We start from the raw sequence: 16,104 nt of genomic DNA, 5'->3' as shown, positions 1-16,104 counted from the left end.
ACGGCGAGGGTCCCGCCGAGCCCGCGGAGCCTGCGCGGTAGGCGGCCCCAGGAAAAGGAGCTCGTCTCCGTGGCGTCCCACCGTCGACCCAAGCAGCCGGGCCGCGCCCGCGTGACCGTGCTCACCGCGACCGCCGCGGCGGCCGTCGCCCTCTCGGCCCAGGGTGCGCACGCCGATCCGCAGGCGTCCAAGCAGGACGTCAAGTCGAAGGTCGACAAGCTCTACGAGGAAGCCGAGCAGGCCACCGAGAAGTACAACGGGGCCAAGGAGAAGCAGGACAAGCTGGACAAGCAGGTCAGCGATCTCCAGGACAAGGTCGCCCGCGGCCAGGAGGAGCTGAACAAGCTCCGCAACAGCCTCGGTTCGATGGCCACCGCGCAGTACCGCACCGGCAGCATCGACCCCGCCCTGCAGCTGCTGCTGTCCTCCGACCCGGACAGCTACCTGGAGCGGGCCTCCACGCTCGACCAGCTCACCACCAAGCAGGCGGAGACCCTTCGTCAGATAGCCGGCAAGCAGCGCACCCTGAAGCAGGAGCGCCAGGAGGCCGCGGACAAGCTCGCCGACCTGGACTCCACGCGCAAGGCGCTGGGGGACAAGAAGAAGGAGATCCAGGGCAAGCTCTCCGACGCCCAGGAACTCCTCAACACCCTCTCGGCCAAGGAGAAGGCCGAGGTCACGGGCGAGGACAAGGCGCAGGAGGGCAAGGACGCCGCCGACCGCGCGAGCCGCTCCGGCGGCAGCCGCACGGACCCGGGGGGCTCGGGCAAGCCCGTGCCCGAGTCGCAGCGCGCCGGCGGTGCGCTCGGCGCCGCGCAGGGCAAGATCGGCTCCCCGTACGTCTGGGGCGCGACCGGCCCCAACTCCTTCGACTGCTCCGGGCTGACCTCCTGGGCGTACTCGCAGGCGGGCGTCACCCTGCCCCGCATGTCGCAGGACCAGGCGAACGCCGGCACCCGCATCTACGACCAGGGCTCCCTCAAGCCCGGCGACCTGGTGATCTTCTACGGCGATCTGCACCACGTCGGCCTGTACGCGGGCAACGGCCAGGTGCTGCACGCCCCGAAGCCGGGCGCCAACGTGCGCTACGAGGCCATGGGCAACATGCCCTTCCAGTTCGGGGTGCGCGTCGGCTGACGCCCCCCGCCGGGGCTCTCGGCCGCCCTCCCGCGGCCCTCATGAGCCCCATCCGCACCCCGGGTGCGCCTCAGGCCCGTCCTCCGCGTCGGGCCTGAGCGACACACCGCCCTTTCGGGCGAATCCCGGAACCCTCCGCTGACTCCACGCCCCGCCGGTGACCTGCGTCTCCGGCGGGGCGTCACGTTTCCCGCCCCGCGCGGTCTTTGAACCCGGGGTGATCGCGCCGCTACTGTCTGGCGCGCGGTGCCCCGCTGTCGTACGCCCGAACCCGGGCGGCAGGGGCCGCACACAGTGAAAGGGAGTGCGGCTTCCCGTGGCGTTCCATCGCCGTCCCGCGCCGACCGGTCTCAACCGGTCCGTCCGGGTCACCGTCCTGTCCGCCGCCATGGCCACCGCGGCCGCCGCCCTCTCGGCGTCACCCGCGGACGCCCGGCCCGGCGAAGGGGCGGACGGCAACCGGGCGTCCGGCACGGTGAAGGCACAGGTCGACCGGCTCTACGAGGAAGCGGAGCGGGCCACCGAGAAGTTCAACGCCGCCGACGAGCGCACCGACGGCCTGCGCGAGCGGGTGGAGCGGGCCGCCGACCGGGTCGCACGCGGTCAGGAGCGGGTCAACCGGCTGCGCACCGCCCTCGGCATGATCGCCACCGCGCAGTACCGCACCGGCGGCGCCATGGACCCGGCCATCGAGCTGCTGCTGTCCTCCGACCCCGATGCCTATCTGGAGCGGGCCGCCACCCTCGACCGCGTCACCGGCCGGCAGGCCGACCAGCTGCGGACCCTCCAGGGCGCGCAGCGCGAACTGCGCCAGGAGCGGGCCGAGGCGGCCCGGATCCTGGAGGACCTCGAAGCGGGCCGCCGGGCCGTCGTCCGGCACAAGCAGGAGGTCGAGCGGAAGCTCGCCACGGCCCGCCGGCTGCTGAACTCGCTGCCCACGGAGGACCGGGAGGAGTACGGCCGCGCGTCGCGGTCCGACCGCGGTGACGGTGTCCTCGCCGCCGCGCTGCCGAGCCTCGCCCCCACCTCCTCGCGGGGGGCGGCGGCCGCCATGGCCGCCCGCTCCGCCGTCGGCTCCCCGTACGCCTGGGGCGCCACCGGCCCGAGCGCCTTCGACTGCTCGGGGCTCATGCAGTGGGCGTACGGGCGCGCGGGCGTGGGCCTGCCGCGCACCTCGCAGGCGCAGCGGAACGCCGGACGGCACGTCTCGCTGGCGGAGGCCCAGCCCGGCGACCTGGTGATCTACCGGGCCGACGCCAGCCACGTGGGCATGTACGTGGGCAACGGGCAGGTCGTGCACGCCCCCTACCCCGGGGCCCGGGTCCGCTACGACCCGGCCAACATGATGCCGATTTCCTCCGTCACCCGGCCATGAGCGCGGCCTGAAGGCCTGCCGCCCGCCTGGCGGCTCGTACGATGCGGGGCGTGACAGGGCGACAGCGGTGGGGCGGAAGACGCGTGGCGTGCGGCCTGGCGGCGGTCCTGTTCGGCGCCCAGGCCCTGACCGGTTGCGGGCCGATGGGCTCCTCGGCCGGCCCGGACGCCGACGACAGGTCGGTGCAGCGGCTGCTGGACCGGTGGGCCGACGCACTGCGCGGCCGTGACGAGGCGGCCTTTCTGGCCGCCGTGGACCCCCGGGCGACGGGTTACCGCGCCGCACGGCAGCGGGTGTTCGACCGGCTCAAGGACGTCCCCCTGGCCGCCTACGGCTACCGGCTGGTGCGCAGGGGCGGATTCACCCCCGCGGCCGGCGACGGCCACCGCGTCGCCGTCGAGGCCGAACTGCGCTACCGGATCGCCGGCTACGACACCGCGCCCGTCACGGCCCCCGCGCGGCTGACGCTCGTCAAACGCGACGGCCGCTGGTACGTCGCCGCCCAGGACGACCGCGACGGCGGCCGGCAGCTGTGGGAGCACGGCACGGTGACGGTCGTGCGCGGCGCGCACAGCCTCGTCCTCGGCGTCGGCCAGGACCGGGGGCGGCTGCGGGCCCTCGCGGGCCTCGCCGACCGCGCGGTGCCGGCCGTGGGCGCGGCCTGGCGGGGGAAGTGGGCGGGGCGGGTGGTGGTCGAGATGCCAGCCTCGCTGGACACCATGGCGGCCCTGTTGGGGGCACCCGCCGCCGGCTACCGGGGCATCGCGGCCGTGACCACCGGAGAGGTCGGTGGCGCCGGTGCCGCCCCGGCCGACCGGATCATCGTCAACCCCGAGGCGTACGGCGTCCTCGGCGACTTCGGCCGCCGCGTGGTGCTCACCCACGAGACCGCCCACGTCGCCACCCGCGCGCTGACCTCCCCGGCCACCCCGCTGTGGCTCTCCGAGGGCTTCGCCGACTGGGCCGCCTACCGCGACACCGACCGCACCCCGCGCCAGGCCGCCCCCGAGCTGGCCCGCGCCGTCACCGGCGGTGAGCTGCCGCGGCGGCTGCCCGAGGACGGGGAGTTCGGCTTCGCGGGCGAGTCCGGGCGGCTGGCCCGCGCCTACGAGGAGGGCTGGCTGGCCTGCCGCATGATCGCCGACGAGTGGGGCGAGGAGAAGCTCGTCGCCTTCTACCGCGCGGTGGGCGGGCACAGCCGACGCGCGGGCGCCGTCGAGGTCGCCCTGCGCGACGTGCTCGGGGTGAACCTCGCCGACTTCACCGCACGCTGGCGCGCCTATCTGGAGGCCGCGCTCGGCTGACGCCGCCCGGCCCCCACCCGGCGACCGCCCTCACTTGGCGACCAGCGCCGACGACCGCTCGGCGGGTGGTTCCGGCGTCCCGGTCGGACCCGCCTCGGTCACCGTCTCCCGCCACAGCCGGGTGCACGAGAGCAGGGTCGCCACGACCAGCAGCAGATTGCGCAGCGTCAGCGTCGTCACGCCCAGCTTGTCGCTGGCCACGACGTGCGAGAACCAGATGGGGAACTCGAGCTGGGTGAGCGGCGCCGCCAGCAGCACCAGGGCGACGGGCAGTCCCTGCCGGGTCGTCCGCATCGTCATGCACACCGCCGCCAGGCCGATCAGCCAGATCAGATACTGCGGGCTGATCACCCGGCTGGTGGTGGTGAACAGCAGCACGGCGGCGAAGGCCGCGTCGTAGGGCGTGCACGCCGTGAACCGCCGCGCCCGCACCCGCCACAGCAGCAGCCACCCGAAGGCCAGCACGCTCAGGCCCAGCGCCAGCCGGCTCATCGTGCGGACGTACGGGCCGAGGAACTCCACCGAGCCGTAGTGCAGCCGCGCGTGGCCCTCCCATCCGAAGTGCCGCCCCAGATGGAAGACCAGCGACCCCAGCGACTCGATCTCCGTGCCCCGGTCGCGCTGGAAGGTCAGGAACGCCAGCGCCCCCGGCATCGCCACGGCGAACAGCAGCCCCAGCACGAGCCCCGTGAGCAGCGCCGCGCCCCAGGCGGAGCGGGTGCGGCGGCCGCGCGGGGTGCCCACCAGCAGCAGCACCGGCCAGACCTTCAGCAGCGCCCCGAAGCCGGCCAGCGCCCCCGAGAGCCGGGCCCCGGCCGGACGCGCGGCGGCCAGCAGCGCCGCGACGGACACGGCGGTCACCATGACGTCGTAGCGGGCGTAGACGATCGGGCCCAGCAGCGGCACCCCGGCCACCCAGACCCACACCCCCGCCCGGCTGCGCCGGCCGCCCCGCACGGTGAACAGCAGCATCGCGAAGACCAGCACGTCCGCCAGGAAGCACATCAGGAAGAACGCCGGGGCGTAGTCGAGGAACGGCAGCAGCCCGGGGGAGAGCACGGCCAGCGCCGCCGCCGGCGGGTACTGCCAGGTCACGTCGTGCAGCGGGAAGGTGCCCGTCTTCAGCACCCCGTACCAGCCCTGGTAGATCACCTCGATGTCGATCCCGACATCCGATCCGGGCAGCACCCACACCCGGAACACACACAGCAGCAGAACGGCCCGGGTGACGGCCCACGCCACGATCGAGAGCCGCAAGCCAGTGCCCGCCATGATTCACCTCGTCCATTCACGGTCCACGCACGGTTTCACGACCCACGCACGGCCCTACACGCTCCGTCACTCCAAGGCATGATGGCCGGTCGAGGCGGCCCACGCGCGGTGACGTGGCGGGACGAAGGTCCAGATAGCCGCCCCCGGGGGCACCCCGGGGGCGGCCGGAGGAGCACCCGGTACTGTCGGGCGCGAGGTCACGGCCCCAGGCCTCCAGCCGAGCGATCCCCAGCCGAAAGACCCCCGTGCACAAGACCCTGATCGTCACCAATGACTTCCCGCCCCGGCCCGGCGGCATCCAGGCCTTCCTGCACAACATGGCGCTGCGCCTGGACCCGGCGGACGTCGTCGTCTACGCCTCGACGTGGAAGCGCGGCCGGGAAGGCGCCGAGGCCACCGCCCGCTTCGACGCCGAGCAGCCCTTCGAGGTCGTCCGCGACCGCACCACGATGCTGCTGCCCACCCCCCGGGTCACCCGCCGCGCCACCGCGCTGCTGCGCGAACACGGCTGCACCTCCGTGTGGTTCGGTGCCGCCGCGCCGCTGGGGCTGATGGCCCCCGCGCTGCGCCGCGCCGGGGCCCGGCGGCTGGTCGCCACCACCCACGGGCACGAGGCGGGCTGGGCCCAGCTGCCCGCCTCCCGGCAGCTGCTGCGCCGGATCGGCGAGGGCACGGACACGATCACCTATCTGGGGGAGTACACCCGCTCCCGGATCGCCGCCGCGCTGACGCCCGAGGCCGCCGCGCGGATGGTCCAACTGCCGCCCGGCGTGGACGAGAAGACCTTCCACCCGGCCTCCGGCGGCGCCGAGGTCCGCGCCCGGCTCGGACTCGCCGACCGCCCCGTCGTGGTCTGCGTCTCCCGCCTCGTCCCGCGAAAGGGCCAGGACACCCTGATCGAGGCCATGCCGCGGATCCTCGCGGCGGTCCCGGACGCGGTGCTGCTGATAGTCGGCGGCGGGCCCTACGCGAAGGACCTGCGGGCGCTCGCCGAGCGCACCGGCGTCGCCCACGCCGTCCGCTTCACCGGGCCCGTCCCGTGGGAGGAACTGCCCGCCCACTACGGCGCCGGCGACGTCTTCGCCATGCCCTGCCGCACGCGCCGCGGCGGCCTGGACGTCGAGGGGCTCGGCATCGTCTACCTGGAGGCGTCGGCGACGGGTCTGCCGGTGGTCGCGGGCGACTCCGGCGGCGCCCCCGACGCCGTCCTCGACGGCGAGACGGGCTACGTGGTGCGGGGCGGCTCCGCCGAGGAGTCCGCCGACCGCGTCATCACGCTGCTGGGGGACCCGGAGCTGAGGCGCCGCATGGGCGAGCGGGGCCGCGCGTGGGTGGAGGAGCGCTGGCGCTGGGATCTCTTGGCTGACCGCCTCAAGGAACTGCTGTAGAGGAAAGCCCTCAATCGCCGAATGCGAGCCCGCCCGGCGATTGAGGGCAATCTTTTACGCGCACCGCTACGCGTGGTAAATCGCTTCGATCTCCCCCGCGAAGTCCTTCGCCACCACATTCCGCTTCAGCTTGAGCGACGGCGTCACATGCCCGGAGTCCTCGGTGAACTGTGCGGGCAGGATGCGGAACTTGCGCACCGACTCCGCCTTGGAGACCGCCGCGTTGCCGTCGTCCACCGCCTTCTGCACATCGGCCAGCAGCTCGGCGTCGTCGGCCAGCTCCGAGGGCGTCGTGCCGGCCGGGCGGCCGTGCTCCGCCAGCCAGCGGGGCAGGAAGTCCTCGTCGAGGGTGATCAGCGCGCCCACGAACGGCCGGCCGTCGCCGACGACCATGCACTCGGCGATCAGGGCGTGCGAGCGGATCCGGTCCTCGATCACCGCGGGCGCGACGTTCTTGCCGCCCGCCGTGACGATGATCTCCTTCTTCCGGCCGGTGATCGCGAGGTAGCCGTCCTCGTCGAGCGTGCCCAGGTCACCGGTGTGGAACCAGCCGTCGGAGAGGGCCTCCTTGGTGGCCTGTTCGTTGTTCCAGTAGCCCGTGAACAGGTGCTCGCCGTGCAGCAGGACCTCGCCGTCGTCGGCGATCCGGACCACCGAGCCCGGCAGCGGCTGCCCGACCGAGCCGATCTTCTGCCGGTCCCAGGGGTTGAAGGCGGTCGCGGCACACGTCTCGGTCAGGCCGTAGCCCTCCAGGACCGTGAAGCCGATGCCGCGGTAGAAGTGGCCGAGCCGCTCGCCCAGCGGCGCACCGCCGGAGATCGCGTGGGTGGCCCGGCCGCCCAGCACCGCGCGCAGCTTGCTGTAGACCAGCTTGTCGAAGATCTTGTGCTTGATCCGGAGGCCGAACGACGGGCCCGCCGGGGTGTCCTGCGCGCGGCTGTAGGCGATCGCGGTGTCCGCGGCCCGGTCGAAGATCTTGCCCTTGCCGTCCGCCTGGGCCTTGGCCCGCGCGCCGTTGTAGACCTTCTCGAAGACCCGCGGCACGCCCAGCACCAGCGACGGCCGGAAGGACTGGAGGTCGTCGGTGAGATTGCGGATGTCGCTGACGAGGCCCAGCCGGATCGGGGCCATCACCGAGGCGATCTCGACCAGCCGCCCGAAGACATGGGCGGCGGGCAGGAAGAGCAGCACGGACGATTCACCGGTGCGGAAGAGCGGCTTGAGCCGCTCGACCACGTTGCCGCACTCGGCGAAGAAGCTGCGGTGGGTCAGCACACAGCCCTTCGGGCGGCCGGTGGTGCCCGAGGTGTAGACGATGGTGGCGGGGGAGTCGGCGGTGGCGACGGCGCTGCGCTCGTCGACGTCCTCGTCGGTCAGCTCCTCACCCGCCGCCCGCAGCCGATCGAGCGCGCCGCGCTCGATCTGCCAGATGTTCGCAAGGCCGGGCAGCCGGTCCCGGACGGACTCCACGGCGGCCTCGTGCGCGGGGGACTCCACCAGGCAGGCCACGGCACCGGAGTCGCCGAGGATCCACTGGATCTGCTCCGGCGAGCTGGTCTCGTAGACGGGCACGGTCACGCCGCCCGCGCTCCAGATGGCGAAGTCCAGCAGCGCCCACTCGTAGCGGGTGCGGGACAACAGGGCGACCCGGTCACCGGGGCGGATACCGGAGGCCATCAGACCCTTGGCGGCCGCACGGACCTCCGCCAGGAACTGGGTAGCGGTGACGTCCTGCCACCGGCCGTCGACCTTGCGCCCTATGACGGGGACATCAGGATGCTGCGCGGCGTTGCGGCGGATCAGATCCGTCAGGTTTCCGTCCGCGGGGACCTCGTACAGGGCCGGAAGGCTGAACTCGCGCAAGACTGCTGCTCCTCGTCGGGCGTCGGCGCCGCCGCGTCTTCGAGGGGCGCTGCGCCGGCTGCGGTCCATGATCAGGCAAGGGGGGTATTGGACTGCCCGGACGTTACCCACCGGTACGGCTATTCGAATAGGGGTCGCGTCCAGATGTTCTATGCGTCACATGCCACGGGACTGCTGTCCGAACCCTAGCCCCTAGCTTTGGTAACCCGGAAGTAACCGCAGGTCGGGGCCCTTCCGAAGGCCGGGCCGCACGCCCTAGGGTGATCCGCATGCGAGGTGGCTTCAGGATTCACGTGGTCAGTGATGTGCACGGCAACAGCGAGGCCCTCGCCCGGGCGGGCGACGGCGCCGACGCCCTGGTGTGCCTGGGGGACCTGGTCCTCTTCCTCGACTACGCCGACCACTCACGCGGCATCTTCCCCGAGCTGTTCGGCGTCGAGAACGCCGACCGGATCGTCGAGCTGCGCACGGCCCGCCGTTTCGAGGAGGCCCGAGAGCTGGCCCGGCGCCTGTGGGACGGGATAGACCGCGACTCGGCCGTCGAGAAGGCCGTGCGCGGACAGTACGCCGAGCTCTTCGCCGCCTTCCCCACCCCCACCTACGCGACCTACGGCAACGTCGACATCCCCGGGCTGTGGCCCGAGTACGCCCGGCCCGGCACGACGGTCCTCGACGGCGAGCGGGCCGAGATCGGCGGCCGCGTCTTCGGCTTCGTCGGCGGCGGCCTCCGGTCGCAGATGCGCACCCCCTATGAGATCGACGACGAGACGTACGCCGCGAAGCTCGCCGCCCTCGGCGAGGTCGACGTGCTCTGCTCGCACATCCCGCCCGACGTGCCCGAGCTCTGCTACGACACCGTGGCCCGCCGCTTCGAGCGCGGCAGCTCGGCGCTGCTGGAGACGATCAAGGCCACCCGGCCCAAGTACGCCCTCTTCGGCCATGTCCACCAGCCGCTCGCGCAGCGGATGCGCATCGGCGACACCGAGTGCGTCAATGTCGGCCATTTCGCGTCGTCCGGTACTCCGTGGGCACTGGAGTGGTGACCGGCCGCGCGATGTAGCCTTCACCGGCAGGCACACGAGGCACATGAGGCAGCGGGACCCCGGTACGGAGGAGCCACGGCGATGGCGGAACACACCAGCTCGAGCATCACGATCGAGGCGGCCCCGGCCGAGGTCATGTCGGTGATCGCCGACTTCGGCCGCTATCCGGAGTGGACCGGCGAGGTCAAGCAGGCCGAGGTCCTCGCCAGGGACGAGCAGGGCCGTGCCGAGCAGGTGCGCCTGGTCCTCGACGCGGGTGCCATCAAGGACGACCACACGCTCGCCTACAGCTGGCCCGCCGACAACGTGGTGAGCTGGTCGCTGGTCAAGTCCCAGATGCTGCGCCAGCTCGACGGCTCGTACAGCCTGGCTCCCGTGGCGGGCGGCGCGCACACCGAGGTGACGTACCAGCTCACGGTCGACGTCAAGATCCCGATGCTCGGGATGATCAAGCGCAAGGCGGAGAAGGTCATCATCGACCGCGCCCTCCAGGGCCTCAAGGAGCGCGTCGAGAGCGGCGCGAAGTCCTGACCCGGCCCGGCCCGGCGGGGCGGCGGCCTCAAGGACGTCCGGCCGCCGCCGCGCCGGCCGCGTAGAACCATGCACCTCATTGCCGGAGGCTCCTCCTTGCGTACGGTCCTCGTCACCGGTCCCGGCGGCGCGGGCCGCACCACCACCGCGGCGGCCACGGCGCTCGCCGCGGCCCGCCAAGGGCGGCGCGTGCTGCTGCTCACCTCCGACCGCGGCCCCGCCCCCGAGGCGGTCCTCGACGTCGCGCTGCCCGCACCCCCTGTGGGGGACGAGAGCCCCGCGCCCTGGGCGCCGCCCGTCGAGGTCGCCCCCCGCCTCCGGGCGGCCCGGATCGCCGTCGGCGAGCACTTCCGCGACCGGGCCCGGGAGCTCCAGGACCGCGGCGCCTCCCTCTTCGACCTGCTCGGCGCCACCCCGCTGGACGCCGAGGAGCTCACCGAACTCCCCGGCGCGGAGCCCCTCGCGATCCTCACCGCGCTGCGCGCCGCCCACACCGGTGACGCCCCCTGGGACCTGCTCGTCGTCGACATGCCGCCCGCGCCCGAGACCATACGGCTGCTCGCGCTGCCCGAGCAGCTGCGCCGCTATCTGCGCCGGCTGCTGCCCCCCGAACGGCAGGCCGCCCGCGCGCTGCGCCCCATGCTCGCGCAGCTGGCCGGGGTGCCGATGCCCGCGCAGCGGCTGTACGACACCGCCGAGCGCTTCGAGGCCGAGCTGGCCGCCGTGCAGCGGGTGATCGAGGCCAGGCACACGACCGTCCGTCTCGTCGTCGAACCCGGGCCGGTCGCCGCCGAGGCCGTACGCGTCGCCCGCGCCGGACTCGCCCTGCAGAGCTGCCGGATCGACACCCTCGTCACCAACCGGCTGTTCCCCGATGCCGCCGAGGCTGCCGGGACTCCCGGAGACACCGCCGGCTCCTGGCTCGCCGGGCTCGTCGACGAGCAGCGCACCGCGCTGAAGGCACTGCGCGAGGAATTCCTCGTCGACGCCGTCACCGTCTGCGAGCTGCCGCACCTCGGCCGGGGCCCGCGGGGCACCGGGGACCTCGACGAGCTGGCCGGCCGCGCCCGGTCGACCGCCGTCGGCGGGACCGGGATCGTCGAGGGCGACGGCCTCACCGACGAACTCGACGACTGGACCGGCCCGGATCCGGACGGCTCGGGCAGCGCCGAGGGGCCCGACGCCTGGTCCGTGGAGGACCGCATCGCCACCGACGGGGTCCTCGTCTGGCGGTTGCCGCTGCCCGGCGCCGACCGCGACGGACTCGACCTGGTCCGCCGGGGCGACGAGCTGATCGTCGGCGTCGGACCGTTCCGCCGCGTGCTGCCCCTGCCGTCCGCGCTGCGCCGCTGCACCGTCTCCGGTGCCGCGCTGCGCGACGGCGCCCTCTGCGTACGTTTCACCCCCGACCCCGGCCTCTGGCCGCGGAGCAGCTGAACGGCACTACGCCGTTCGGGTAACGTCGAAGGAAAATCCAGCCGCAGGAGTCCGCCATGAGCGAAGCCACCGAGCGCCCCGACATCGACGGGGCGGCCGACCACGACGCCTGGGAGCGGGCCTGCGCCGAGGACCTCGCCGCAGAGAAGGCCCGCCGCCGCGCGGAGTACGGGCAGGGCCCGGCCACCGGCACCGCCGCTGAGGAGCTGCGCAAGCTCGTCGACGCCGTCGCCGACAAGGTCGCGGGGCTCCAGCTGCCACTCGCCGGGGCGGCCGCGCAGGGCGCCGTGCAGCAGCTGATCACCCAGGCGAAGGCGGTGGTCGAGCCCGTCATCGAGCGCAACCCCGATGTCTTCGACCACCTGGCCTCCGCGGGCTCCGAGCTGCTCGCCGCCTACCGCGCCGCCGTCCAGGGACAGGAGGGCCGCTGGACCCGGGGCGAGCGCCCGTCCTCCGCGCCCGCCGACCGGCCCGGCACGGCCCCTGACACCCCGCCCGGCAAAGGCGACGGAGCGGCCGGCGGGACCGAGCGCATCGACCTGGACTGACCTGGCCCTCCGGTACGGTGGGCCGTGGCGGGGTTCGAGCGAATAACTGAGGGATACATGGGACTCACCATCGGCGTCGACATCGGCGGCACGAAGATCGCGGCCGGCGTGGTCGACGAAGAGGGCAAGATCCTCGCGACCTGCAAGGTGCCCACCCCCCCGACGCCCGAAGCGGTCGTCGACGCCATCGCGGACGCGGTGCGCACGGTCAGCGTCGGCCATGACGTCGAGGCGGTCGGCATCGGTGCCGCGGGCTACGTGGACGACAAGCGGGCCACCGTCCTGTTCGCCCCGAACATCAACTGGCGTCACGAGGCCCTCAAGGACAAGGTCGAGCAGCGCGTCGGCCTCCCGGTCGTCGTCGAGAACGACGCCAACGCCGCCGCCTGGGGCGAATACCGCTTCGGCGCCGGCCAGGGCCACGACGACGTCATCTGCATCACCCTGGGCACCGGGCTCGGCGGCGGCATCATCATCGGCAACAAGCTGCGCCGCGGCCGCTTCGGTGTGGCGGCGGAATTCGGCCACATCCGGGTCGTCCCCGACGGCCTGCTGTGCGGTTGCGGCAGCCAGGGCTGCTGGGAGCAGTACGCCTCCGGGCGCGCGCTCGTCCGCTACGCCAAGCAGCGCGCCAACGCCACCCCGGAGAACGCCTCGATCCTGCTGGGTCTCGGTGACGGCACGGTCGAGGGCATCGAGGGCAAGCACATCAGCGCCGCCGCCCGGCAGGGCGACCCGGTCGCCATCGACTCCTTCCGCGAGCTGGCCCGCTGGGCGGGCGCGGGCCTGGCCGACCTGGCCTCGCTCTTCGACCCCTCCGCGTTCATCGTCGGCGGCGGTGTCTCGGACGAGGGCGACCTCGTCCTCGACCCCATCCGCAAGTCCTTCAAGCGCTGGCTGATCGGCGGCCAGTGGCGCCCGCACGCGCAGGTGCTCGCGGCGCAGCTGGGCGGCAAGGCCGGCCTGGTCGGCGCCGCCGACCTGGCCCGTCAGGGCTGACGACAACCGCCCGAGAGGGCTGATCACACCTTGTAGCACCGTTGGAGCAACAGGAGAGTGGCGATGCTCGCGGACCTGCCCCCGTCGCGTACCGAAGACGACGGCTCGGCCGTCGTCCGCGTGCTCAGCTACAACATCCGCTCCATGCGTGACGACACGGGGGCGCTGGCCCGGGTCATCCGGGCCTGCGCCCCCGATGTCGTCTGCGTCCAGGAAGCACCGCGCTTCTTCCGCTGGCGCAAGGCGGCCGCCCGCCTCGCCCGTACCTCCGAGCTGGTGTACGTCACCGGCGGGGCCACCGCCTCCGGCCCGATGATCCTGTCCTCGCTGCGCGCCACCGTGGAGCGCACGGAGGACGTCCTGCTGCCCCGCACCCCCGGACTGCACCAGCGCGGCTTCGCCACCGCCGTGCTCCGCTTCGGCCGCGCCCGGCTCGGTGTCCTCAGCTGCCACCTGAGCATGAAGGACAGCGAGCGCTACGGCCAGGGCAAGCTGCTCCTCGACCGGCTCGCCTCGCTCGGCGTCCCGCACGCCGTCGCGGCGGGCGACCTCAACGACCGACCCGACGGGCGTACGTTCGGTCTCCTCGCGGACGCCCTCCAGGACGGCTGGGCCACCAAGCCGTGGGGCCGCGAGCACACCACCCGGCTCGGCGACCCCCTCCAGCGCATCGACGCCGTCTTCGCGACCGAGGGTGTCGAGGTGCTCGGCTGCGGCGTCCCGATGGGGCTGCCGGGGATCGCGGAGCGGGATCTGCGGGCCGCGACGGATCATCTGCCGGTGTTGGCGGCACTGAGGGTGCCGGCTGTGTAGCCGGGGCTCTGCCCCGGACCCCGGTCCTCAAACGCCGGACGGGCTGGATCTCTCCAGCCCGTCCGATGAGAAAACCCCTACACGACCGCGCCGCGTCCCGGGTCGTCGTCCTCGTCGTCGTCGCCGTCCTTCATGCGCAGCACCAGCGTGGCGAAACCGCCGAGGAAGCCGCCGACGCCAAGCGTGGTCATCCACCACGTCAGCTCCTGGCGCAGCAGCACCATGACCAGCAGCAGCAACGGTCCGCCGAGCACGGCGATCCAGGCGAAGCGGGCGGTGACATCACCGGTCGGGAGCGGCGGCGGCTCCGGCGGGACGAAGTGGCCCTCGTCCGCGTCGTCACCGCTGTCCTTGCCGTCCTCGGCCTTGGGCTCGGTCCAGTCGCGGGGGCCGACACCGGGGGCGTAGACGATGAAGCTGCCCGGCCGGTCCGGCTGTGCCGGGGCGGCCGCGGCGGTCTTGGTGGTCCCGTCCCGGTCGTCACCGGAGGGGTCCGGCCCGTCGGAGGCCCCGGAATCCTCGGCCCCGTCCGGAGCGGCGGGGTCCTCGGCCCGCTCGCGGCCGTCGAGCTCGTCCGTGACATCACCGGAGGCGGGCCAGCGGCCCGTGGCGGGGTCGGGCTGTTCGCCGTACGCGGCGACGAGCTCCGCCCAGGCCGCGTCCTCGTCCAGCGGGTCGCGGCTCTCGTCGCGGCCGGCGTCGCGCTCAGCCACGGGTGGCCGTCCCCTCCTTGCCGGCGTCCACGTCGACACCGGCGCTCAGCCGGTTGATGAACGCGTACGTGTCCTTGAAGATCAGCTCGGCGTCGTGGTCCAGCGTCGCCACATGGCGGCTGCGCTCCAGCAGCCGCTCGGTGACGTCCCGGGAGGAGACACGGGCCAGGATGCGGGCCGAGTCGGCGGCGGGGACGACACGGTCGTCGGGGCTGTGCAGAAGCAGCAACGGCTGGGTGACCTGCGGAAGTTCGGAGTCGACCAGACGGAAGAAGCGGCGCAGCGAGTGCGCGGCGTGCAGCGGCACTCGGCCGTAGCCGATCTCGGCCGCGCCCGGCTTCGCGATGTCACTGGCGATGCCCTTGGTGGTGCGCACCAGATGGCGTGCCACGGGCAGTGCCTTGGCGGCGAGGCCGTGGACCTTGTTCCCGGGGTTGACCACGACGACGCCGCGGACCGCGTCACCGTGCAGGGCCGCGAGCCGCAGCGCGAGCGCCCCGCCCATCGACAAGCCGCACACGAAGATCTCGGAACAGTGCTCACGCAGCGACCGCAGCTCGCGGTCCACCTCCGCGTACCAGTCCTGCCACCCGGTGAGCTGCAGGTCCTGCCAGCGGGTGCCGTGGCCGGGCAGCAGGGGAAGCGACACCGTCAGGCCGCGTTCCGCGAGATAATCGGCCCAGGGCCGTACGGACTGCGGGGAACCGGTGAAGCCGTGACACACAAGGACGCCGACCTCTCCGCCGACGTGGCGGAACGGCTCGGCGCCGGGGAGGAGCGGCACCGGGATCTCCGATCGATGGAACGGGAAAAAGGGGTCTGGCCCTCAGCGTACGCGGAGCGCCGCACGGCGGGTAGGCAGGTTAAGGTCTCCTCGTCACTACAGGAGGTTCTGGGTTGTTCTACGGCGCTATGAAGCTGTCCATCGGCGGGTCGCTGAAGCTTGCCTTCCGGCCGTGGGTGGAGGGTCTGGAGAACATCCCGGCCGAGGGGCCCGCGATCCTGGCGAGCAACCACCTGTCCTTCTCGGACTCCTTCTTCCTTCCCGCGGTGCTCGACCGGAAGGTCACCTTCATCGCGAAGCAGGAATACTTCACCTCCCCGGGGGTCAAGGGGAAGCTGACGGCCGCCTTCTTCAAGGGCGTCGGCCAGCTCCCCGTCGACCGCTCGGGCGGCCGCGGCGCGGGCGAGGCCGCGATCAAGAGCGGCATCGAGGTGCTGGAGCGCGGTGAGCTGTTCGGCATCTACCCGGAGGGCACCCGTTCCCCGGACGGCCGTCTCTACCGCGGCAAGCCCGGCGGGCTCGCCCGGGTGGCGCTGCTGTCCGGTGCGCCCGTGATCCCCGTCGCGATGATCGACACGGAGAAGGTGCAGCCGCCCGGGAAGGTGCTGCCGAAGATGATCCGCCCGGGCATCCGGATCGGTGAGCCGCTCGACTTCAGCCGCTACCACGGCATGGACGGCGACCGCTTCATCCTGCGTTCGGTGACCGACGAGGTCATGTACAAGATCATGGAGCTGTCCGGCCAGGAGTACGTCGACATCTACGCGACGGCGGCCAAGCGGCAGATCGCGGAAGAGGCCAAGCGGAAGGCCGAGGAGGAGAAGGCCGCGAAGGCGGCCGGACTCGACAAGGCCGGCAAGCAGCCCGAGGCCTGAGCGCCCGGCGGGGGGTGGGGTC

Annotated in this window: 15 protein-coding genes; 11 read left to right on the top strand and 4 right to left on the bottom strand. The window is 73.1% G+C overall.

The features are described from left to right. The first annotated feature begins 69 nt into the window (after positions 1-69). The 3 genes from AB8O64_RS10095 to AB8O64_RS10085 all read left to right on the top strand — a co-directional run bounded on the left by AB8O64_RS10095 (position 70) and on the right by AB8O64_RS10085 (position 3,816). Complete coding sequence (locus AB8O64_RS10095) at positions 70-1,137, top strand: NlpC/P60 family protein (RefSeq protein ID WP_370418834.1); 1,068 nt, start codon at positions 70-72, stop codon at positions 1,135-1,137. 316 nt (positions 1,138-1,453) lie between these two features. Further along, positions 1,454-2,512: an NlpC/P60 family protein gene (locus AB8O64_RS10090; protein ID WP_370418833.1), complete on the top strand. Its 1,059-nt coding sequence runs from the start codon at positions 1,454-1,456 to the stop codon at positions 2,510-2,512. Between the two features lie 41 nt (positions 2,513-2,553). Further along, on the top strand, positions 2,554-3,816 hold the full coding sequence (locus tag AB8O64_RS10085; protein WP_370418832.1) for a hypothetical protein: 1,263 nt from the start codon (positions 2,554-2,556) through the stop codon (positions 3,814-3,816). A gap of 30 nt (positions 3,817-3,846) precedes the next feature. Here the strand turns inward: AB8O64_RS10085 and AB8O64_RS10080 are convergent, their stop codons facing one another. Beyond that, positions 3,847-5,088, bottom strand: coding sequence for a glycosyltransferase 87 family protein (locus tag AB8O64_RS10080; protein WP_370418831.1), 1,242 nt, complete (start codon positions 5,086-5,088; stop codon positions 3,847-3,849). A gap of 245 nt (positions 5,089-5,333) precedes the next feature. On the opposite strand from AB8O64_RS10080, the gene AB8O64_RS10075 reads away from it, so the two are divergent. After that, on the top strand, positions 5,334-6,476 hold the full coding sequence (locus tag AB8O64_RS10075) for a glycosyltransferase family 4 protein (protein ID WP_370418830.1): 1,143 nt from the start codon (positions 5,334-5,336) through the stop codon (positions 6,474-6,476). Between the two features lie 66 nt (positions 6,477-6,542). Here AB8O64_RS10075 and AB8O64_RS10070 read toward each other — a convergent pair whose 3' ends face one another. Next, entirely contained in the window at positions 6,543-8,339 is a 1,797-nt protein-coding gene (locus tag AB8O64_RS10070) for a long-chain fatty acid--CoA ligase (RefSeq protein WP_370418829.1), read from the bottom strand. A 269-nt stretch (positions 8,340-8,608) separates the two neighbouring features. Between AB8O64_RS10070 and AB8O64_RS10065 the strand changes: the two genes are divergently transcribed. The 6 genes from AB8O64_RS10065 to AB8O64_RS10040 all read left to right on the top strand — a co-directional run bounded on the left by AB8O64_RS10065 (position 8,609) and on the right by AB8O64_RS10040 (position 13,710). Further along, entirely contained in the window at positions 8,609-9,382 is a 774-nt protein-coding gene (locus tag AB8O64_RS10065; protein ID WP_130877367.1) for a metallophosphoesterase, read from the top strand. A gap of 81 nt (positions 9,383-9,463) precedes the next feature. Continuing rightward, the gene (locus tag AB8O64_RS10060; protein WP_370418828.1) at positions 9,464-9,913 is read left to right on the top strand and encodes an SRPBCC family protein; all 450 of its coding nucleotides are present in this window, start codon (positions 9,464-9,466) and stop codon (positions 9,911-9,913) included. 96 nt (positions 9,914-10,009) lie between these two features. Then, positions 10,010-11,350 carry an ArsA family ATPase gene (locus AB8O64_RS10055; RefSeq protein WP_370423836.1) on the top strand — a complete coding sequence of 447 codons (1,341 nt, stop codon included), beginning with the start codon at positions 10,010-10,012 and terminating at the stop codon, positions 11,348-11,350. Positions 11,351-11,406: 56 nt separating this feature from the next. Further along, positions 11,407-11,898, top strand: a complete 492-nt coding sequence (locus AB8O64_RS10050) for a DUF5304 domain-containing protein (protein WP_370418827.1) — start codon at positions 11,407-11,409, stop codon at positions 11,896-11,898. 57 nt (positions 11,899-11,955) lie between these two features. Continuing rightward, positions 11,956-12,897, top strand: a complete 942-nt coding sequence (locus AB8O64_RS10045) for an ROK family glucokinase (RefSeq protein WP_130877364.1) — start codon at positions 11,956-11,958, stop codon at positions 12,895-12,897. Positions 12,898-12,960: 63 nt separating this feature from the next. Then, positions 12,961-13,710, top strand: a complete 750-nt coding sequence (locus AB8O64_RS10040) for an endonuclease/exonuclease/phosphatase family protein (protein ID WP_370418826.1) — start codon at positions 12,961-12,963, stop codon at positions 13,708-13,710. A 77-nt stretch (positions 13,711-13,787) separates the two neighbouring features. Here AB8O64_RS10040 and AB8O64_RS10035 read toward each other — a convergent pair whose 3' ends face one another. Together AB8O64_RS10035 and AB8O64_RS10030 are read right to left on the bottom strand one after the other, a co-directional pair. Next, the gene (locus AB8O64_RS10035; RefSeq protein ID WP_370418825.1) at positions 13,788-14,423 is read right to left on the bottom strand and encodes a hypothetical protein; all 636 of its coding nucleotides are present in this window, start codon (positions 14,421-14,423) and stop codon (positions 13,788-13,790) included. Next, positions 14,416-15,207, bottom strand: a complete 792-nt coding sequence (locus tag AB8O64_RS10030; RefSeq protein ID WP_370418824.1) for an alpha/beta hydrolase — start codon at positions 15,205-15,207, stop codon at positions 14,416-14,418. Before AB8O64_RS10030 ends, AB8O64_RS10035 begins: the two co-directional genes overlap by 8 nt. 128 nt (positions 15,208-15,335) lie before the next feature. Here AB8O64_RS10030 and AB8O64_RS10025 point away from each other — a divergent pair, with 128 nt between their 5' ends. Continuing rightward, positions 15,336-16,082, top strand: a complete 747-nt coding sequence (locus tag AB8O64_RS10025; protein ID WP_207303895.1) for a 1-acyl-sn-glycerol-3-phosphate acyltransferase — start codon at positions 15,336-15,338, stop codon at positions 16,080-16,082. Positions 16,083-16,104 lie beyond the last annotated feature (22 nt).

The organism is Streptomyces sp. QH1-20, assembly GCF_041283565.1.
GTDB lineage: Bacteria > Actinomycetota > Actinomycetes > Streptomycetales > Streptomycetaceae > Streptomyces > Streptomyces syringius.
Note: the sequence above shows the minus strand (reverse complement) of the source record. Positions and strands in the feature narration are given on the sequence as shown.